Raw genomic sequence first — 18,833 nt, forward strand, 5'->3', positions numbered from 1 at the left:
GCTTTCATCTTGGCAAAAATATCCCCCGCGGAGCGTCCCAGCCCCAAGGCCAAGCTCAGGCCTTGCTCACCTGCGGCGCCCGCACCGCGCGGGCAAAAGCCGCCACCACCGCCTCGCCGCCGCTATGCTCGGCCAACCGCATGAGCGCAAAGCGAATACGCGCCACCTCGCGGTAATAGCGCAAAAAGGCTGCATTCACCGCAGCCCCCGACAGCGCCCCCAAAATCGGCACCGATTGCGCCGCAAGCTTTTGTCCCAAACGCGCCGCCAAACTGGGGGCCACTCGCGCAATCAGCTTTTGCAGCGCAGGCCCCGTCAGCGTCAATCGCGCCGAGACAAAGCCGCTGTCGATACCATCATCCTCTTGCAAAGGCGCGCCCGCGGCAAAAACTTCCAGACAGGCCGCCCGCACCCCCGCCTCATCAGGGTCAAACCCTGCGCGGATCGCCTCAGCCCGAATCGCATGCAAAAACACGGTGATCGTTAAAGGCAATTCGACAATCGAACCTATCAGCCCGCCCGCCCCGCCCGCAGCCCCTGTGGCAATCGCCGCCCAATTCGCAGCCCCCGGCCCAATCTCAGGGCCTTCCTCTGCCCGCCCCGCCAGCCCATACGCCGCTGTCAGCGCTACAATCACCGTCGCCTCGATCTGCTGGCGCACCCCTTGCGGCAACCGCGCCATCTGCGCCTCTACGCCGCCGCCAATGCGGTTGACCAAAGCCATCACCGGACCATTGGCACGCAGATAGGCCTGCGCCAAAGCGCTGATGTCAGCTTCAAGATCTGGTGGCACAATCGAAGGAAGTTGGCTCATCCCGCCAATGTGGGGGGCATTCAAGCCCCATGCAAGATCTAAGGCTAAAGCCCTGCACCACTGGCCTTGGTAACAGCCCCCTGCGTGCGCAGCCAAGCCCCCGCCTTCAAGGCTATCCCAAGCACGCGGTCAGGGTTGGTCGGCGGCGGCATCTCGACCCCCTCCAGCTTGGCAAAACCAAAGCGGCTGTAATAGGGCGCATCCCCCACCAATAAGACCCGCTCCCAGCCCAAACGCCGCGCCTCGGCCAGCGATTCGTTGATCAACAATCCGCCCAAACCCTCGCCTTGGCGCGTTGGATGCACCGCCACAGGGCCCAGCAGCAAAACATCATCGCCGCCAACTTCCGCCGGCCAATAACGAATCGCAGCCGCCAAAGTGCCATCGGCATCGCGCAGCGTCAGACACAGCGCCGCCACCGTCGGCACCCCCTCGCGCAACCGGTACGAAGACAAAGCCGTGCGACCGGGTGCAAAGCACAGGTCATACAGCGCCTCGACCTCCCACCAGTCGGCTTCGGTTTCTTCTTCCAGCTGATACAATACCGCCCCCGGACAGAATCATCTGGAAACGCGCGTAACATGGGCCTAGGTCAGGATCAAACCTGAAGGAAGCCGCCGATGTTCTACAGCCCCGAAAACCGCCAAGGCCTCAAGCACAACCCCTTCAAGGCCATCGTCGCCCCCCGCCCCATCGGCTGGATCTCGACCCGTGGCCCCATGGGCGACAACCTAGCCCCCTATTCGTTTTTCAACGCCATTTCCGACACCCCCATGCAGGTGATGTTCGCAGGCGGCCACAAAGACAGCATCCGCAACGTGCAAAGCAGCGGCGTCTTTGCCGTCAACCTCGTCAGCCACGACCTGCTGGCGCAGATGAACGCAAGCTCGGCCGCGCTGCCGCTGGGGGTGGATGAATTTGCCGTGGCAGGCGTGCAAAAGGCCGAATGCGAAACCATCGCGTGCCCCCGCGTGGCCCAAGCCCCCGCCAGCCTCGAATGCCGCGCGCTGCAAGTGCTTGATCTCAAAGGCGGCGATCTGATGGTGATCGGCGAAGTCACAGGCATCCACATCGACCCGCAGTTTTTGCAAAACGGCCGCTTTGACACCGCCGCCGCCCAATTGACCGCCCGTTTGGGCTACCGCGACTACGCCGTGATCGAACGCACCTTTGAACTCGCCCGCCCGCAAGACTAATCACCCCAGCGGCTTTCATCTTGGCCTAAATATCCTCCGCGAAGCGTCCCCACGCTGCCTCAGCGCTTGGCCGCAAAGAATGCGCGCAACAGCTTCTCTGACGCCTCGGCGGCAATGCCGTCATAAATCTCGGGCATATGGTGACATTGGGCATGCGAAAACACCTTCGCCCCGTGCAAAGTTCCGCCCGATTTTGGATCCAGCGCCCCGATATAAAGCCGCTTGATGCGTGCCGCGGCAATGGTGCCCGCACAGATCGGACAGGGCTCTAGCGTCACATATAAATCGCACTCGGGCAGACGTTCAGATTGCAACAACCGGCAGGCCTCGCGGATCGCCAGCACCTCGGCATGGGCCGTTGGGTCACAAAGTGCGCGGGTGCGATTGCCGGCTGCAGCCAAGATCTGCCCGTCGCGCACCACCACCGCGCCAATCGGCACCTCGCCGCGCGTGGCCGCCGCCTGGGCCTCGTCCAAGGCGGCCTGCATGAAGGATCGAAATGTCATGCTTGCCTCCTACCCCCTTGGCGCTTAGATTGCCAGCAAGGCCCGCATGGTGCGCGCCGCCCGCGCTTGCGCGTTCCCGCAGAAGGATGCCCTTGATGGCCGAAAATACAACTCCCAAATCGCACCGCGTCGTGCTGCCGCGCAAAGCCGTGGCAAAGCCCGCAGCCGCCCCCGCCACGCCCAAGCAGGCAGGCACCCCCGAAGGCGAGCGCATCGCCAAAGTCCTCAGCCGCGTCGGCATCGCCTCGCGCCGCGAGGCCGAGCGGATGATCCAATTGGGCGAGGTTTCGGTCAACGGCAAGGTCATCACCTCGGCTGCACTGAACGTCACCGCCAAAGACAAAATCACCGTGCGCGGCGAGCCGATCGGCAAGGCCGAAGAGCCGCGTTTGTGGCTTTACTACAAGCCCGAAGGTCTGGTCACCTCCGAGGCCGATGAAAAGGGCCGCGAAACGGTGTTTCAAAACCTGCCGCCCGAATTGCCTCGGGTGATGTCGGTGGGGCGGCTTGATTTGAATTCAGAAGGGCTTTTGCTTTTGACCAATGACGGCGGGCTGAAGCGGCGGCTGGAACTGCCCTCGACCGGCTGGCTGCGCAAATACCGCGTGCGGGTGAATGGCAATCCGACCGATCCTGATCTGGAACCGCTGCGCAAGGGCATCGAGATTGAAGGCGAAAAGTTTCAGCCGATGGTGGTGGTGATCGACCGGATTCAGGGCGCGAATGCTTGGCTAACGGTAGGTCTGCGCGAGGGCAAGAACCGCGAAATTCGTCGGGCGATGGTGGCGATTGGGCTGGTGGTGAACCGGCTGATCCGCGTCAGCTATGGCCCCTTCCGCTTGGGCGATCTGCAACCCGGCGATGTCGAAGAGGTGCGCGGCAAGGTGCTGCGCGATCAATTGGGCGAAGGCCGCACCCCCGAGGATGAGGCGCCGAAAAAGGTGGTGCGGGGGGCGCGCGAAGTGATCTCGCACGCGCCGCGCATCATTCGTGCCGAAGGCGCGCGCAGTGGTCCAAAAGGCCGCCGCGACCAAACCGAAGCCAATGCGCCCGTCACAGATTGGAGCGAGGCCCCACGCCCCCGCTTTGGCACCGCTGCCAAAAAGGCCGAAGACCGGCCGGCGCCAAAGACCTTTGGCAAGCCTGCCGGCAAGCCCACAGGGCGGCTTGAGGGCGCAAAGCCTGTGCGTCTGGGCAAACCTGCGGGCAAGCCTTCGGGCAAACCGGGCGCCAAGCCAGGCATCGCAGGTCCGCGCAAACCGCCTGTGGCAGGGCGGCCCCGTCGGCCCGAATAATCTTGGCCTGAAGGACAAAGGGGCAAGCCGCGCGCTTTGCCCCTTGGCGTAACCAGTGGTTGCGGCCTATGCTTTTGAGACTGGCCACAAGCGCTGCAAGAAGGGATCGCTGATGTCTGCCCAAATTTTTCGGACCATGGCCTATCTGCTGCTGCTGGGCCTGATTATCTATGTTGCTGTGCAGGGAGCCGTGTGATGGCGCGTCGTTTTGCGGGGAAGTATTCGAACAAGCCTCCGGCACCACAAGATGCCGCCAGCCGCGAGGCACGCAGGCCCACCATTTTGTTTTTGCTGCCTTTTTTATATGCCATCATCGCCTTTCGCAGCCCACCACGCGCGATGCTTTTGGGGCTTTTGGCCTGTGGCCTGATGCTGCTGGCGGCTTGGCTGACCCGCGAAGGGGTACGCGCACAGCTGGCCTATGAAGCGCGCAAAATTGCGCAGCATCCGGCCATTCCGCACAAGCTGATTGCCGCCGTGCTGATGGGGGTGGGGCTGCTTTTGGGCGGGCTGATGACGCAAACCGATCTGGTGGTGCCGATCTGCTATGGCATGGTGGGGATGACCTTGCACATGCTGGCTTTCGAGCCTGATCCTTTGACCAATAAGGGTATGGAGGGCTTGACCGACTTTGACATCGAGCGGGTGTCGCGCGCGGTCAGCGAGGGCGAAGGGTTTTTGACCGGAATGCGCGAGGCAATCTTGCGGGCGGGCGATGCGAGCCTAGAGGCGCGGGTCGATCACTTTGCCACCGTGGCGCGCGATTTGTTCCGACAGGTCGAAAACGATCCCAGCGACCTCAGCGGCGCGCGCAAGTTTCTGACCGTCTATTTGATGGGCGCGCGCGATGCGACGGCGAAATTTGCCGATGCCTATGCGGCGATGCGCGATGCCAAAACGCGGGCCGACTTTGAAGCGCTGCTGACCGATCTTGAAACCACTTTTGCCGCACGCAGCCGCGCGCTTTTGGAAAACGACCATCTGGATCTAGAGGTCGAAATCAGCGTGCTGCGAGAGCGGCTGGCTTTGGAGAAATAGCAAAGCCCTACGATTTTTGTTGAAATACCCAGCTTTTAACGATGTTTTCATCAAACTGTCGCTAGAAATTCTCAATCGTATAGGTCATCCTACCCCTTAGGAACGCAAGCCCGCTGTTCGAAGGAGCCTGTCGATGACTGACACACCCGCCCGCCTTGCAGAAGCAGTAGCCGTTGTTTTGGCCGAACCCAACCAAGAGGTGGTGGCGCTTGCCGCAGCCCCTGCTGCCGTAGCCGAGGATATTCGCAAACGGATGGCAGAAATCGACATGAGCAACACGCAGTCGATCATCAGCTTTGGCGCAGGCGCGCAGAGTGAATTGCAGCTGATCAGCCAAGACATGCTTGAAGGCGTCAAGAATAAGGATGTCGGCCCCGCGGGCGACGCCTTGCAAACCATCGTCAGCACTTTACGCGGATTTTCGGTTTCGGAACTGGATGTGCGGCGCAAACAAAGCTGGTGGGAAAAGTTGACCGGCCGCGCAGCCCCCTTTGCAAAGTTTATCGCCAAATTCGAAGAGGTGCAGACCCAGATCGACAAAGTCACCGATGATCTGAACCTGCACGAGCATATGCTGTTGAAAGATATCAAAAGTCTGGATCTGCTTTATAGCAAAACTCTGGGCTTTTATGATGAACTTGCGCTTTATATTGCCGCCGGAGAGGCCAAGCTCGCTGATCTGGATGCCAGCGACATTCCGGCCAAGGCGGCTTTGGTCAATCAGGCCGCGCCGGATGATCAGGTGAAAGTTGCGCAAGAACTGCGCGATCTGCGGTCGGCGCGCGATGATCTGGAACGGCGGGTTTATGATCTGAAACTGACGCGGCAGGTGACGATGCAATCGCTGCCCTCGATCCGGCTGGTGCAGGAAAACGACAAATCTCTGGTGACCAAGATCAACTCGACGCTGGTCAATACCGTGCCGCTTTGGGAAACTCAGCTGGCGCAGGCGGTGACGATACAGCGCAGCCGCGAGGCCGCAGAGGCGGTGCGTTCGGCCAATGATCTGACCAATGCGCTGCTGACCGCCAATGCCGAAAACTTACAACAGGCCAATCGCGTTGTGCGCGGCGAGATGGAGCGCGGGGTGTTTGACATTGAAGCGGTTCAAAAGGCCAATGCGACCTTGGTGGCGACCATCGAAGAAAGCTTACAGATCGCGGATGCCGGCAAGGCCAAGCGCGCCGCGGCAGAGGCAGAGCTGATCAAGATGGAACAGGATCTGCGCGACAGTCTAGCCTCGGCCAAGGCGCGCGGCGCTATCGGCAGCAGCCCTGTCGGCGCGGCGGTTTAACCATGCGCGGGCGCAGGCCTGTCACGCTTTGGCTGGGGCTGGGGCTCGCGCTGGCCGTCGCAGGCTGTAGCTTGCCCAAACCACCCGCCGCGTCGCAGACGGGCCAATCTGCTACCATCCGCCCCGCGCAGCGCCCCGCCGCAAGCAGCGCGCAGTTGCAATCCTACTACGCGCAGGTGCAAGAGCAGCTTTTGGACCAAGGCTTGCTGCGCAGCGATGCAGGCGGCCCCGATGCGCCCTTTGACGATCAGCGCTTGGCCAGCACCTTTTTGCAAATCGCGCTTTACAACGAATATACCCGCCGCGGCGGCCAGACCTTGCAGCTGCAATCTCAGGCAACGCTGCGGCGCTGGGAGGCTCCGATACGGATCGCTCTGCGCTTTGGCAGCTCGGTTCCCCCGGCGCAAAAGGCCCGTGATCGCGATATGATCGCCTCTTATGTGCAACGGCTTTCAGGACTGACCGGCCTGCCGATGACGCTTGAGACGACCAATCCGAATGTCCTGATCGCCATCGTTGCCGAAGATGAACGCCGCGCGCTAGAGCCGGTGCTGCGCCAAAGCATGCCCGCTTTGACCGCCAGCGACCGCCGGACGATCCTGGATCTGCCTAAATCCACCTATTGCCTTGCGGTGACGCAAAGCGAGGGTGATGACAGCATCTACACAAGCGCACTTGTGGTGATCCGCGCCGAACATCCCGATCTGCTGCGGCTGTCGTGCATCCATGAAGAATTGGCACAAGCGATGGGCCTGCCCAATGACAGCCCGCAGGCCCGCCCCTCGATTTTCAATGATGATGAAGAATTCGCATTGCTGACACGGCAAGACGAACTGATGCTGCGCATGCTTTACAACCCCGCCCTGCGCCCGGGCATGACGCTGGAACAGGCCCGCCCAATTGCGGTGCGGCTGGCAAAGCAGCTGATGAACGGCTCCCCCTAAGACAGACGCCGGCTTTGGTGTGAAAAAGGACATAAGACATGGGACTTCTCGATTTTCTTTCCGGCCAATTCATTGATGTGATCGCTTGGACCGATGACAGCCGGGACACCATGGTTTGGCGATTCGAGCGCGAGGGCCATGAGATCAAATACGGCGCCAAACTGACGGTGCGCGAGGGCCAAGTGGCGGTGTTTATCCACGAAGGCCAATTGGCCGATGTGTTCAGCCCGGGACTTTACGAGCTGCAAACCAACAATATGCCAATCCTGACCAGCCTGCAAAGTTGGGATCATGGCTTTCAAAGCCCCTTTAAATCCGAGATTTATTTCGTCAACACCACCCGCTTTAATGATCAAAAATGGGGCACGCAAAACCCGATCATCTGCCGCGACCCCGAATTTGGTCCCGTTCGGTTGCGCTCTTTTGGCAGCTATTCGATGCGGGTGACGGATGCGGCGGTCTTCCTGCGCGAAATCGTCGGCACCGACGGCGAATTCACCGCCGATGAAATCAGCGCGCAGATCCGCAATGTGATCGTGCAAGAAGCCTCGCAAATCTTGGCCAAATCCGGCATTCCGGTGCTGGATATGGCGGGCAATACCGCCGATCTCGGCCAGCTGATCGCCAGCGCAATCGCACCCAAGATCGCAGATTATGGCCTAAGCCTGCCCGAATTTTATATCGAAAACATCAGCCTGCCGGATGAGGTGGAAAAGGTCTTGGACAAGCGCAGCTCGATAGGGGTGGCGGGCGACCTGACCAAATACATGCAGTTCAACGCCGCCGAAGGCATGGCGCAGCCCAACAGCGGCTTTGGCGCAATGGCAGGCATGGGGCTGGCGGCAGGTCTTGGCGCGCAGATGGCCGGCACCGGCCCTTGGGGGGCTGTGCCCGGGGTGGCCGCGACCGTTACGCCGCCATCCCCGCCACCACCGCCGCCGGCTGACAAACTGTGGCATCTGGCCGAAAACGGCGCGACCAAGGGTCCGTTCTCGCATAGCGAGATGACCGCACTGGCAAACACTGCCGCTCTGTCGCCCAGCACGCTGGTCTGGACAGGCGGGCAAGACGGCTGGAAACCCGCCGCAGAAACCGAGCTTGCGCAGCTCTTCTCCCAGATGCCACCGCCCCCACCACCCGTGACGCGCTAAGCTGCCATGGCCGTGCAGCAAGACCATCGCTGGCCCTGCGACAGCTGCGGCGCAGACCTGCGCTTTGACCCAAGCCGGACCCGCTTGCGCTGCGAGCACTGCGGGTCTGAACAAAAGCTCGCCCCCACACCATCGCCAAGCCTTGCCCGAGCCTTTGATGAACAAGATCTGGCGCGCGGCCTGCGCCAAGATCTGCCGGCGCAAACCTCAGCAGAAAGCCGCAGCACCCGCTGCCCCAATTGCGGTGCATTGGTGGCGTTTCAGGGTGCAAACCACGCCCGCGATTGCGCCTTTTGCGACACGCCCGTGGTGGTGGATACCGGCAGCCAGCGCCGTCTCAAACCACAAGCCCTTCTGCCCTTCGCCCTGACGCAAACTCAAGCGCGCGACAGCCTAAAGCGCTGGCTGGGCAGCCTGTGGTTCGCGCCCAATCCCTTGCTGCAATACACCCGCGCGGGCCGCGAGATGACAGGCATCTACCTGCCGTTCTGGACGTTTGATGCCGCCACCCGCAGCCACTACACAGGCCAGCGCGGCGATCATTACACCGAAACCCGTGCCGTTACCGTCAGCGTCAATGGCGGCCACGAATCCCGCGAGCAAACTGTGCAAAAAACCCGTTGGTCTTTGGCCGCGGGCCAAGTAGAGCGGCGGTTTAATGATGTGATCGTGCTCGGCTCAACCAGCCTGCCACCCCATCTTGGCGAGGCCCTCACCGATTGGGATCTAACCAAGCTAAAGCCCTATTCCCCAGATTACCTCGCCGGCTTTCAAGCCGAAAGCCATACGGTCCCGCTGGCCACAGCCAATCAGACCGCACATCAGATCATGACCCGACAGATCGAAACCGATGTGCGTCGCGACATCGGTGGCGACGCACAACGCATCACCCGCCTTGACACCGAGTACACACAAGAAAGCTTTAAACATATCCTGCTGCCAGTCTGGGTCGCAGCCTATAACTATCGCGGCAAAACCTATCGCTTTGTGGTCAATGGCGACAGCGGCGAGCTGCGCGGCGAGCGCCCCTACAGCCGATGGAAAATCGGCTTCACCCTGCTGGCCCTCGCCGCCTTAGGACTGGGAGCGCTTTATCTGAACGACCCTGCGCTTTTTAACTAGACTGCGCTTTGGCTTTCATCTTGGTCTAAATATCCCCGCCGGAGGCTCCCTTCCTTGGCCGCGAACGCTCCGCGGGGGATATTTAGACCAAGATGAAAGCCGATTGGCCTCAGTTTAGTTGACAAGACCGAGCGCGCGCGCGATAGCGCCCCTAGTTTGAACGGAGGCCGCCCGTGACTGATCTTTCCCGCATTCTTGAAAATGCTCGCATTGCCGAATTGCCGAACCCCTATTTTGGCAAGGTGCGCGATTGTTACGATCTGCCCGCCGAGGCAGGGGGGCCAGCGCGGCGAATTTTGGTGTCTTCGGACCGGATCTCGGCCTTTGACCGAATTTTGGCGGCGATTCCCTTCAAGGGCCAAGTTTTGACCCAGATGGCGCGGTTCTGGTTTGACCATACGGCAGATATTTGTCCCAATCATGTCTTGGCCTATCCTGACCCCAATGTGGTGATTGGCAAGCGGGTCGAGATATTGCCGGTCGAGATCGTGGTGCGCGGATATTTGGCGGGAACGACATCTACCTCGGTTTTGACCCAGTATAAAAAGGGCGTGCGGGAGATGTATGGCCATGTCTTGCCCGAGGGGCTGCGCGACAATCAGATCTTACCGACCCCGATCATCACCCCCACCTCGAAAGCCTTTGACGGTGGTCATGACGAGCCTTTGACACCGCAAGAGATTGTGGAGCAGGGTCTGTTGAGCCAGACGCAATGGGATGAGGTCTCGGGTTATGCTTTGGCGCTGTTTGCGCGCGGGCAAGAGATGGCGGCGGCGCGGGGCTTGATCTTGGTGGATACCAAATATGAATTTGGCCTTGATGCCGAGGGGCGGATTTTGATTGCCGATGAGATCCATACGCCAGATTCAAGCCGCTATTGGATTGCCGCAGGCTACGCCGAGGCTTTTGCCGCTGGCACGCGGCCGCCAAGTTTTGACAAGGATGTGATCCGGTCTTGGGTGGGGGCACGATGTGATCCCTATGTTGATGATATTCCAGCGATTCCGGCGGAAATGATCGCGGCGACGGCGCAGGTCTATATTGACGCCTATGAGGCGATTACCGGCGAGGTCTTTGTACCCGATCTGTCGGGAGAGACGCCTTTAGCGCGGGTACGGTCAAATTTGGCGCCCTATTTCGTCTAAGCGGGTGTTTGCGCTAACAGTCGTAGGCCTATAAGCTCGGCAAAACTTTCGGGAGATCGAGATGATTCTGAGTTGTGGCGAAGCGCTGATTGATATGTTGCCGCGCACCAGCACTCTGGGCGAGGCGGCTTTTGCGCCCTATGCCGGCGGCGCGGTGTTCAACACGGCGATTGCATTGGGCCGTTTGGGCGCGCCGGCAGGTTTCTTCAGTGGCATTTCCACCGATATGTTGGGCGAGATCTTGGCCGAGACTTTGGCGGCCTCGGGCGTTGAGACCAAGTTTTGCGCACGATCAGGTCGCCCGACCACGGTGGCTTTTGTCAAACTGGTGCAGGGTCAGGCGACTTATGCGTTTTATGACGAGAACACCGCTGGCAGCATGTTGGCAGAGGCGGATTTGCCACAGCTTGACGCTTCGGTGCAGGCCTTGTTCTTTGGCGGCATCTCGCTTGTCACCGAGCCTGCGGCCAGCAGCTATGAGGCCTTGCAGGCGCGCGAGTGTGCGGTTCGGGTGACGATGATCGACCCAAATATTCGTCCTGGCTTTATTGCGGGCAAAGAAGGCCCTTATCGCGCGCGGATCGAACGGATGATCGCGCGGGCTGATATTGTTAAGCTGTCGGATGAGGATTTGCACTGGCTGGAAGGCACGGGCGATATTGCCGCCTTGGCGCGCGGCATTTTAGCCAAGGGGCCAAAGATAGTTTTTATCACCGAAGGGGCTGCGGGCGCGCGGGCCTTTACCGCGACGCAAGAGCGGTTTGTGGCGGCGCAAAAGATCGTCGTTGCCGATACGGTGGGCGCGGGCGACACCTTTAACGCCGGCGCTTTGGCGGCCTTGCATCAGGCGGGGGTGCTGCACAAGGCGGGGCTTGTGACGGTCAGCGATGCGGTGCTGGATGCGGCGCTGGATCTGGGCGGACGCGCGGCGGCGATCACCGTCAGCCGTGCCGGGGCAAACCCGCCTTGGGCGCATGAGCTGTGAGAGCCTTGCTGCAGCGGGTCTCTCGGGCAAGTGTCACGGTTGAGGGCGCTGTGGTGGGCGAGATCGGCGCGGGACTGTTGATCTTGGTCTGCGCCATGCAGGGCGACACCGAGGCTGAGGCCGAGCGTTTGGCCGCCAAGATTGCCAAGCTGCGGATCTTCAAGGATGCGGCGGGCAAGATGAACCTGTCGGTGACGGATGTGGGCGGCGCGGCGCTGGTGGTCAGCCAATTCACCCTGGGCGCCGATCTGCGCGGCAATCGGCCTGGATTTTCCTATGCGGCAGCGCCGGATCTGGCGCGCGGGCTTTATGAAAAGATTTCGGAGCGTTTGGCGTCGCATGGCATGGCGGTGCAAAACGGGGTGTTTGGCGCGGATATGGATGTGGCGCTACATAATGATGGGCCAGTCACCATCTGGATGGACACGGCAGAGATGTAGCGCGGTTAGCGGCGCCTGCCTGAAGTGCCAGAGCTGATTGCCACCGCGGCGTTGCTGAGAAAGACAGCCGCGGCAAGGGCGAGATAGAGCATATCCATTGCGAGCCTCCTTTGGTTAGGGGTTAGGCTCCCATTGATTTACCTTTCGGTCAAATAACAAAGCCTATCAGGGATGAAACATCTGCGTGAACGGCTGTTGGATGCCGAGATTGGGGGGGCACCCCCCCAGCGCCTTTGGCGCTTCCCCCCTGGGATATTTGTGCCAAGATGAAATGGTGGTTTTGGCGCGACAAAATGCATTACGGAAGCTGTGCGTGGCGCGGTTCGGTTTTCGGTGGCGGCGGAGTTAGCGGCGCCAAATGCCAGTCATTGCGGCATGTGCCGAAACAGCTCGGCGCATTATTTTGCATCGACCGAGGTGAAAGGCGCAGTTGCAAACCGAGCCAACAGCGGTACTGCGCTGGTATGCTTCTTGAGCCAAAGTGCGGCGGGGGTTTTTCGCGGTTTGCGGCGCATCGCTGTTTTGGGATCCAGCGGGGCGGAATTTGGCTTGCGGGGGCGATGGGGGCTTTTGACGGGCCAACGGCCCCGGCGCTGGATCTGCATATCTTTGTCGGCGAGAAGGGTGATGATGATCAGATTTGTGATCGCCTGCCGCAGAACTTGGCCTGAGACTGCGAATTTTGGACCGATGGAATTTGCGACGGCAATGGCCCGACAATCAGCGCGGCGTATTTTTTTCTGAATTTTGTTGCAAATTTAACTTGACTTGCGCCGCCCACCCATGGCGGCGCTGCAAAAAATTCCCTCAGTAGGCTTTTGTTTGCATGAGAAAAAACCTTGGCGGCCCGCCTCACGCCCTTAAATTTAAGGCAAAACTGTCAACTTTACTAGACAATTGCCAACGTCACAAAAGAGTGACAGCGTCAAATCAGCGCAGCAAGAAAACGTGAGTCGTTCGCTTGTCTGGGCTGGGCGGAGCTAATGTCGTCTCTCCGCCACGCTTTAAATGCGACGACGAGGGCACGGAGGAACATCATGTTAAACGACCCTGATAAGGTTTGGCCAACCGGCTTGACCTTGAGAGAAGCTGAAGAAGTCCACAGCTATTTGATCGACGGGACGCGCGTTTTTGGCGTTATCGCCCTTATCGCGCATCTTTTGGTTGCCGTTGCCACCCCCTGGCTTGGATAGGAGCGCATCATGAACAATGCAAAGATGTGGCTTGTCGTCAAACCAACTGTCGGGATTCCCTTGTTTCTGAGCGCAGTCGCCGTTGGGTCGTTTGCCGTCCATGTGGCAGTATTGAGCAACACGACTTGGGTGGCGGACTTTCTGTCGGGTAAGCCGCTGGGCGCGGGGGCGATGTCGGCCTCGCTGGTCTTGCCAGAGCAAGAGGCCGCCAAGGCGTCTTATACTTTGTCGGGCCAAGAGGTGCTGATCACCTTGCCAGATGGCAGCACTGCGGTTGCTGTGATCAAGCAGCCTGCCATTCTGGCGTCGAACTAGGCTGATCCGTCCTGTGCCAAGCGCGGTGTACGAAGGTGTGAGGCTCTTTGTCCTCCGGCACAAGGGTCTCACACTGCAACTTTCGCGCGGGGAAGCTGGCCTTCCCTAGAAAATTGGAGCCGGCCAATGTTCAAATACAAAAGCTTTGCGCTGCGCAAGATCTCGGGCGTTGGGCTGCGTTATTTGCCCTTTGCTGATGCGGCCTCGGAACAAGTGCCCTTGGCGCGGTTGCTGCGGTTGTCGCTGTTTCAGGTGACTGTGGGCATGGCCTTGGTGCTGATGGTGGGCACCTTGAACCGCGTGATGATTGTCGAGCTGCGGGTTCCGGCAACGCTGGTGGGCGGGATGTTGGCGCTGCCTTTGGTCTTTGCGCCCTTTCGCGCCCTGATTGGCTTTCGCTCGGATCGGTTTCAATCGGCTTTGGGGCTGCGGCGATTGCCCTATATTTTCAGGGGCACCATGCTGCAATTTGGCGGCTTTGCCATCATGCCCTTTGCGCTTTTGGTGCTGTCTGGCTATGGCGAGGCGATTGATGCGCCGCGTTGGATCGGGCTGAGTTCGGCGGCGCTTGCGTTTTTGCTGGTGGGAGCGGGGGTGCATATTGTGCAGACCATCGGCCTGGCCTTGGCGACGGATCTGGTGCCAGAAGAGGATCAACCCAAAGTCGTGGGGCTGATGTATGTCATGCTGCTGCTTGGCATGATCGTCAGCGCGTTTTGTTACGGCGCCTTACTTGAAAATTACACCCCGGGCCGGTTGATTCAGGTCATTCAAGGCTCGGCCGTGGTCACGGTTGCGTTGAATTTCTTTGCGATGTGGAAGCAAGAGGCACGCGACCGCAGGCGTGCCACGGCGCCAAAGGGGCCAGAGGTGGGTTTTGCCGAAGCTTGGGCGCGGCTGACCGAGCGGCGGGGCATGCTGCGGCTGCTGGCGGTGATTGCGCTTGGCACCGCAGGCTTTGGCATGGCGGATGTGCTGCTCGAGCCTTTTGGCGGCCAAGTTCTGCATATGAGCGTGGCTGAAACCACGCGGCTTACGGTGTTTCTGGCCTGTGGCAGCTTGATTGGCTTTACCATGGCCTCGCGCTGGCTGGGCCGGGGGGGGCGGCCAATGGATATGGCGCTTTATGGTGCGGTGCTGGGGCTTGCGGGGTTTGGCGCAATCGTTTGGTCCTCGGCGGCGCTTTCGGTGCCAGTGCTGCTGATGGGCACACTTTTGGCAGGCTTTGGAGCGGGGCTGTTTGGCCATGGCACCTTGACGGCGATCATGCGCTCGGCCCCGCGTGAACAGATTGGCCTGTCACTTGGGGCATGGGGCGCGGTGCAGGCGACGGCAGCAGGCTTGGCAATTGCAGCAGGTGGGCTGATCCGCGACATGATCTTGGCGCATGAGGCGATCGGGGCCTCTGCCGCCACCCCCTATACATCGGTATTTCTGCTCGAGGCCGGACTTTTGGCTCTGGCGCTGCTGTTTGCCCTGCCCCTGCGCAGTACAGAGGGTTTGCGCAACACAGGCGACAGTGGCGCAGAAACGCTTTACCCTGAGACTGCAAAAGCGGCGCATGGCACGGCGCAGCCTTTTGCCGAAGGGGGCGCAGGCTCTTTGTAAGACACGTTAACCGGTCCGTTCGGGCCCCGCGAAAAAAGGTGCAACATGACGACGATACTGACGCGACTCTATTCTGACCGTGCTGCGGCAGAGGCGGCACGGGCCGGCCTGCTGAGTATTGGCCAAGATGCGGCGACCCTGCATATCATCACCGCCCAGACCGAAGGCGGTGCAGCGGTGGCGATGAAATCGGTACGGGTCGTGGCGGCATTGGCGCAGGTCTATGCGCAGGCGATGACCGGCACGCAGGCGCTTTTGGTGGTGCAAGCCGCCTTTGCGCCAATTGGCACCGCGCGCAATGCAATGCGGTTGCTGCGGAAATTTCCGGCATTGGATGTCGGCCTGGCAGACGAAGACATCTATCTGCGCGAGCATCCGACGCCGGATTATTCCAACCAGATTATGGACAAGCATCCACTGCTTTTGTCGAACCCTTTCCGGCCCCTGCCCCACGGCCACATCCTTGGCAACGCGCCAATTTTGCCCCACAAACCGCGCACCTCGGCCATGCGCGGCGGGGCCTATATGTCAAAACTGGTTTGGCCGATGAAGCTGTTGTCAGCGCCCAAAGAGCGCGGCTCGGCCATCAGGGGCGGCAGACTGATCTCTGCGATGTTCGGCCTGCCCTTGCTGGTGAAATCCTGGCCCTCGCGCGACGATTTGCCGACCTTGCTGCGGTAAAACCGCTCTGCGGCGCAGACCCAAGCGGGCGCTTTCCTCTGCGCCCGCTTTTGCTGTGACCAAGGCCGGCTTTGCCACCGCAAGCCCAAGTTTTGCGGCGAAATGGCAACGCATCCGCACGGAAGCCTTAGGCAGGCAAGGAGGCTCTGGCCAATACGCCTCCGATAAGCGCACTCTGAACGCAGTGTTTGGGTAAAGAGTCGAGATAAAGAATGACACGGATTGCGGCTTTGACGCATGTGCGTAAGGACGACTATTTTCTGGCGCTTTGGATCAAATATTATTCCGAAATCTGCGGGCGCGCACATCTGCATGTGATGCTGGATGGTGACGACTGGACAAGTGCTGTCGATTTAAGCGGGCTTCAGGTAGAAGTCTTAACCGGCCGAGAAGGCCTGCGCGTTCGTGATGATAGCCGATTGGCAGCAGCTCATACCCGCAAACTGTCCGAGCTGTTTCAAAGCTATGACTATGTGATCCGCGGTGATTGCGACGAGTTTGTCTGCATCGACCCCGCGGCGGGCTTAAGCTGGCCCGAGGCCTTGTCCGAAACAAGGGCGGAAGGTTATGTTTATTGCAACGGGGTCGATGTTATCCATGATCCAACCACCGAAGCCGCCTTTGACTCCCGCAAACCCATTCTGGCCCAACGGCGCAATGGCGTGCTGCACAAGGGCTATTTCAAGCCAAATGTGATGTCACGCGCAGTAGCAAGTTCGGCTGGGGGGCATCGCGCCGATGGGCCTGTTGTGGTCAGCGCGCATTTCTACATGTTTCATCTGGCAAATTTTGACGAAGGTGTTTTTGCGCAGCGGATGCAGGCAAGAGTGTCAGATGCCAAAGGCGGCAGCTACGATTCCCACGCCGTGACCCGCCGCAGCGTCAGCGCGGTGATCGACACCTGCGACAGCCCGTTGGATTTTGACGAAGGGATCGCGCGCGCGCGCATCCAACTGTCGACACGCGGCGGCAAGACTGTGGTCTACAGGCCACAAAAGTTTCGCGACGGAACTGTAGAGTTCGAGGGAAACAAGGCGTTTTTGGTCCGTATAGACCCACGCTTTCGGGACATTCTGTGATGCCCCGAAAGCCAAACATGCGTGCAAAAAGCAGCGCTACTGTGCCGCTTCCCACTCCCAGCCTTGGGCAAATTGGCCCAAGACCGCGCTGATCTGCGCGTCATTGACCGCGCCCGAGCGGGTAAGCTTGGCCACCAAACCGCGTTTTTTGTCCTCGATCACGGCGGTCACTTGTGCGGGCAGACCTGCCTCGGTCAAAGCGGCGTTGTAGATACGGGTGATCGCCATACGCCGCAGATCGGGTTTAAACACCTTGCCGACAGCGGTTTTGGGCAGTTCGGGCAGGATCTCGATATGTTTGGGCAGCGCTGCGCGTTCAAGGATGTGATCGCGGGCATAGGCGTGCAGCTCGGCTTCGGTCAACCGCGCGCCCTTGGCCAGCTCGACATAGGCGCAGGGCAATTCGCCGGCATGGGCATCGGGCTGGCCAATAGCGCCGACAAAGCCAACGCCGTCGCAACCCATCAGCGCCTCTTCGATCACGGCGGGGTCGATATTGTGACCGCCGCGGATGATCAGATCTTTGGCGCGGCCGGTGATGAAGAGATAGCCGTCCGCATCCAGCCGCCCCAGATCGCCCGAGCGCAAAAAGCTGTCTTCGGCAAAAAGATCGTTGTTCTTATCGGTCTCGGTATAGGTGCCGCCAGCAATCACGCCGGGGTTGGCGATGCAGATCTCGCCGACCTCATCCACCGCACAATCGCGAAACCCCTCGGGGGTCTTTTGCAAGATCCGCACATGGCAATGCGGGAAGGGCAGACCGACCGAGCCGATTTTCTTGGTGCCTTCGGGCGGGTTGATCGAGACAAGGCAGGTGCATTCCGTAAGCCCATAGCCTTCGACGATCTGCACGCCGGTGATTTTCTCAAACCGATTGAACAGCTCGATCGGCAGCGGCGCCGAGCCGGAAAACGCGCCGCGCAGGGTCGAGATATCGGCATTTACCGGCCGTTGCAGCAGCGCCGACAGCGCCGTGGGCACCGTTGCCATATAGGTGATTTTCCAGCGTTCGATCAATTGCCAGAAGTTATCAAACACCCCCTCGCCGCGATAGCCCGCGGGGGTGGGGAACACGATATGACAGCCCGAAGCGATGGCCGACATCAGCATCGGATAGGCGGCAAACACATGAAACAGCGGCAGCGGGCAGAACATCACATCAGATTCGTTGAACAACAGCCGCTTGCCCAGCCAGCCTTGGTAGATCATGCCGCGCGCGCGGTGTTGCGCGACCTTGGGCATGCCGGTGGTGCCTCCGGTGTGGAAATAGGCGGCGATGTGATCGTGCGTGCGGTCGGCAAAGCTAAGCCGGTCGCTGGGGTGTTTGCGGCATTCGGCGTTAAAATCCAGAATGCGGGCGGTGTGGCGCGCGGGATTTTTCGGGCGCACCAGCGGCACGATCCAGCTTTTGGGCGGCGTCAGATAGCCGTTCAGATCAACCTCTAGCACATGTTTGACATTGGGCGCGTTGTTCAGCGCTTGGGCAACCTTTTGCGGCAGGTCGGTCTTGGGAAAGGCCTTGAGCGTGACCACCACTTTCGCCCGCGTCTCGCGCAGGATAGCGGCGATTTGTTCAGGTTCTAGCAGCGGGTTGATCGGGTTGACGATGCCTGCCGTCGCCCCTGCCAGCAAAGTGACTGCGGTTTCCAGCGCATTGGGCAGGATATAGGCCACCACATCGCCCTCGCCCACGCCCAAACTGCGAAACAGATTGGCAGCTTGGGTGACACGGCCATGCAGCGCCTGCCATGTCAGAGTTTGCGATGGCGCTTTGGGGTCTGACAGCAACTGAAAGCTGATCGCAGGGCGGCTGCCATGCGTGGCAGCAGTGTCCGAAAGAAACCCGTAGATCGATGCGGGCAGCGCGCGGTCTGCCCAAGCAGACTCGGCCTCAATGGCTTGCAGATCCGCAAGCGTCGCAAAACTTCCCATTCGTTCCTCCCCCTCGGCCGTTTTCGGCCTGTTATCTGTCCAAGATGGGGAATGCGATAGGTTTTGCCAAGGGCAAGCTTGCGCGATGACGCAAT

19 protein-coding genes are annotated in these 18,833 nt (G+C 60.2%); 15 read left to right on the plus strand and 4 right to left on the minus strand.

Annotated elements, in window-relative coordinates; translation table 11 throughout:
• Positions 1–55: 55 nt before the first annotated feature.
• Both V7Q10_RS07695 and V7Q10_RS07700 read right to left on the minus strand, forming a co-directional pair.
• Positions 56–814 carry an EcsC family protein gene (locus V7Q10_RS07695; RefSeq protein WP_333868490.1) on the minus strand — a complete coding sequence of 253 codons (759 nt, stop codon included), beginning with the start codon at positions 812–814 and terminating at the stop codon, positions 56–58.
• A 44-nt stretch (positions 815–858) separates the two neighbouring features.
• The gene (locus V7Q10_RS07700) at positions 859–1,356 is read right to left on the minus strand and encodes a GNAT family N-acetyltransferase (protein WP_333868491.1); all 498 of its coding nucleotides are present in this window, start codon (positions 1,354–1,356) and stop codon (positions 859–861) included.
• 78 nt (positions 1,357–1,434) lie between these two features.
• On the opposite strand from V7Q10_RS07700, the gene V7Q10_RS07705 reads away from it, so the two are divergent.
• Positions 1,435–2,010 carry a flavin reductase family protein gene (locus V7Q10_RS07705; protein ID WP_333868492.1) on the plus strand — a complete coding sequence of 192 codons (576 nt, stop codon included), beginning with the start codon at positions 1,435–1,437 and terminating at the stop codon, positions 2,008–2,010.
• A 59-nt stretch (positions 2,011–2,069) separates the two neighbouring features.
• On the opposite strand, the gene V7Q10_RS07710 is transcribed toward V7Q10_RS07705, so the two are convergent.
• Positions 2,070–2,516, minus strand: a complete 447-nt coding sequence (locus V7Q10_RS07710; protein WP_333868493.1) for a nucleoside deaminase — start codon at positions 2,514–2,516, stop codon at positions 2,070–2,072.
• A 95-nt stretch (positions 2,517–2,611) separates the two neighbouring features.
• On the opposite strand from V7Q10_RS07710, the gene V7Q10_RS07715 reads away from it, so the two are divergent.
• The 14 genes from V7Q10_RS07715 (at position 2,612) to V7Q10_RS07780 (ending at position 16,806) form a co-directional block, all read left to right on the plus strand.
• The gene (locus tag V7Q10_RS07715; protein ID WP_333868494.1) at positions 2,612–3,811 is read left to right on the plus strand and encodes a pseudouridine synthase; all 1,200 of its coding nucleotides are present in this window, start codon (positions 2,612–2,614) and stop codon (positions 3,809–3,811) included.
• 195 nt (positions 3,812–4,006) lie between these two features.
• Positions 4,007–4,849 (plus strand): 5-bromo-4-chloroindolyl phosphate hydrolysis family protein, encoded by an 843-nt coding sequence (locus V7Q10_RS07720; protein WP_333868495.1) that lies wholly within the window; start codon positions 4,007–4,009, stop codon positions 4,847–4,849.
• A gap of 133 nt (positions 4,850–4,982) precedes the next feature.
• Positions 4,983–6,143, plus strand: coding sequence for a toxic anion resistance protein (locus V7Q10_RS07725; protein ID WP_333868496.1), 1,161 nt, complete (start codon positions 4,983–4,985; stop codon positions 6,141–6,143).
• Positions 6,144–6,298: 155 nt separating this feature from the next.
• Positions 6,299–7,087: a DUF2927 domain-containing protein gene (locus V7Q10_RS07730; RefSeq protein WP_333868497.1), complete on the plus strand. Its 789-nt coding sequence runs from the start codon at positions 6,299–6,301 to the stop codon at positions 7,085–7,087.
• A gap of 38 nt (positions 7,088–7,125) precedes the next feature.
• On the plus strand, positions 7,126–8,238 hold the full coding sequence (locus tag V7Q10_RS07735) for an SPFH domain-containing protein (protein ID WP_333868498.1): 1,113 nt from the start codon (positions 7,126–7,128) through the stop codon (positions 8,236–8,238).
• 12 nt (positions 8,239–8,250) lie between these two features.
• Positions 8,251–9,360 carry a primosomal protein N' (replication factor Y) - superfamily II helicase gene (locus V7Q10_RS07740; RefSeq protein ID WP_442885838.1) on the plus strand — a complete coding sequence of 370 codons (1,110 nt, stop codon included), beginning with the start codon at positions 8,251–8,253 and terminating at the stop codon, positions 9,358–9,360.
• A 173-nt stretch (positions 9,361–9,533) separates the two neighbouring features.
• A complete protein-coding gene (locus V7Q10_RS07745) occupies positions 9,534–10,505 on the plus strand; it encodes a phosphoribosylaminoimidazolesuccinocarboxamide synthase (RefSeq protein ID WP_333868500.1) in 972 nt (323 codons plus the stop codon).
• 61 nt (positions 10,506–10,566) lie between these two features.
• On the plus strand, positions 10,567–11,490 hold the full coding sequence (locus V7Q10_RS07750; protein WP_333868501.1) for a carbohydrate kinase family protein: 924 nt from the start codon (positions 10,567–10,569) through the stop codon (positions 11,488–11,490).
• Complete coding sequence (dtd, locus tag V7Q10_RS07755; protein ID WP_333868502.1) at positions 11,487–11,930, plus strand: D-aminoacyl-tRNA deacylase; 444 nt, start codon at positions 11,487–11,489, stop codon at positions 11,928–11,930. The genes V7Q10_RS07750 and dtd overlap by 4 nt, the downstream gene beginning before the upstream one ends.
• 1,037 nt (positions 11,931–12,967) lie before the next feature.
• Positions 12,968–13,123 carry a light-harvesting antenna LH1, beta subunit gene (gene pufB / locus V7Q10_RS07760; RefSeq protein ID WP_333868503.1) on the plus strand — a complete coding sequence of 52 codons (156 nt, stop codon included), beginning with the start codon at positions 12,968–12,970 and terminating at the stop codon, positions 13,121–13,123.
• A gap of 9 nt (positions 13,124–13,132) precedes the next feature.
• On the plus strand, positions 13,133–13,438 hold the full coding sequence (locus V7Q10_RS07765) for a light-harvesting protein (protein WP_333868504.1): 306 nt from the start codon (positions 13,133–13,135) through the stop codon (positions 13,436–13,438).
• A 126-nt stretch (positions 13,439–13,564) separates the two neighbouring features.
• Positions 13,565–15,046: a PucC family protein gene (locus V7Q10_RS07770; protein WP_333868505.1), complete on the plus strand. Its 1,482-nt coding sequence runs from the start codon at positions 13,565–13,567 to the stop codon at positions 15,044–15,046.
• A gap of 45 nt (positions 15,047–15,091) precedes the next feature.
• Positions 15,092–15,727, plus strand: a complete 636-nt coding sequence (locus tag V7Q10_RS07775; RefSeq protein ID WP_333868506.1) for a hypothetical protein — start codon at positions 15,092–15,094, stop codon at positions 15,725–15,727.
• Between the two features lie 212 nt (positions 15,728–15,939).
• Positions 15,940–16,806, plus strand: a complete 867-nt coding sequence (locus V7Q10_RS07780) for a glycosyltransferase family 2 protein (RefSeq protein ID WP_333868507.1) — start codon at positions 15,940–15,942, stop codon at positions 16,804–16,806.
• 36 nt (positions 16,807–16,842) lie between these two features.
• Here V7Q10_RS07780 and V7Q10_RS07785 read toward each other — a convergent pair whose 3' ends face one another.
• Complete coding sequence (locus V7Q10_RS07785) at positions 16,843–18,738, minus strand: acyl-CoA synthetase (protein ID WP_333868508.1); 1,896 nt, start codon at positions 18,736–18,738, stop codon at positions 16,843–16,845.
• Between the last annotated feature and the right edge of the window lie 95 nt (positions 18,739–18,833).

The sequence above is a fragment of the Cypionkella sp. genome (genome assembly GCF_036782355.1).
Lineage (GTDB): Bacteria > Pseudomonadota > Alphaproteobacteria > Rhodobacterales > Rhodobacteraceae > Cypionkella.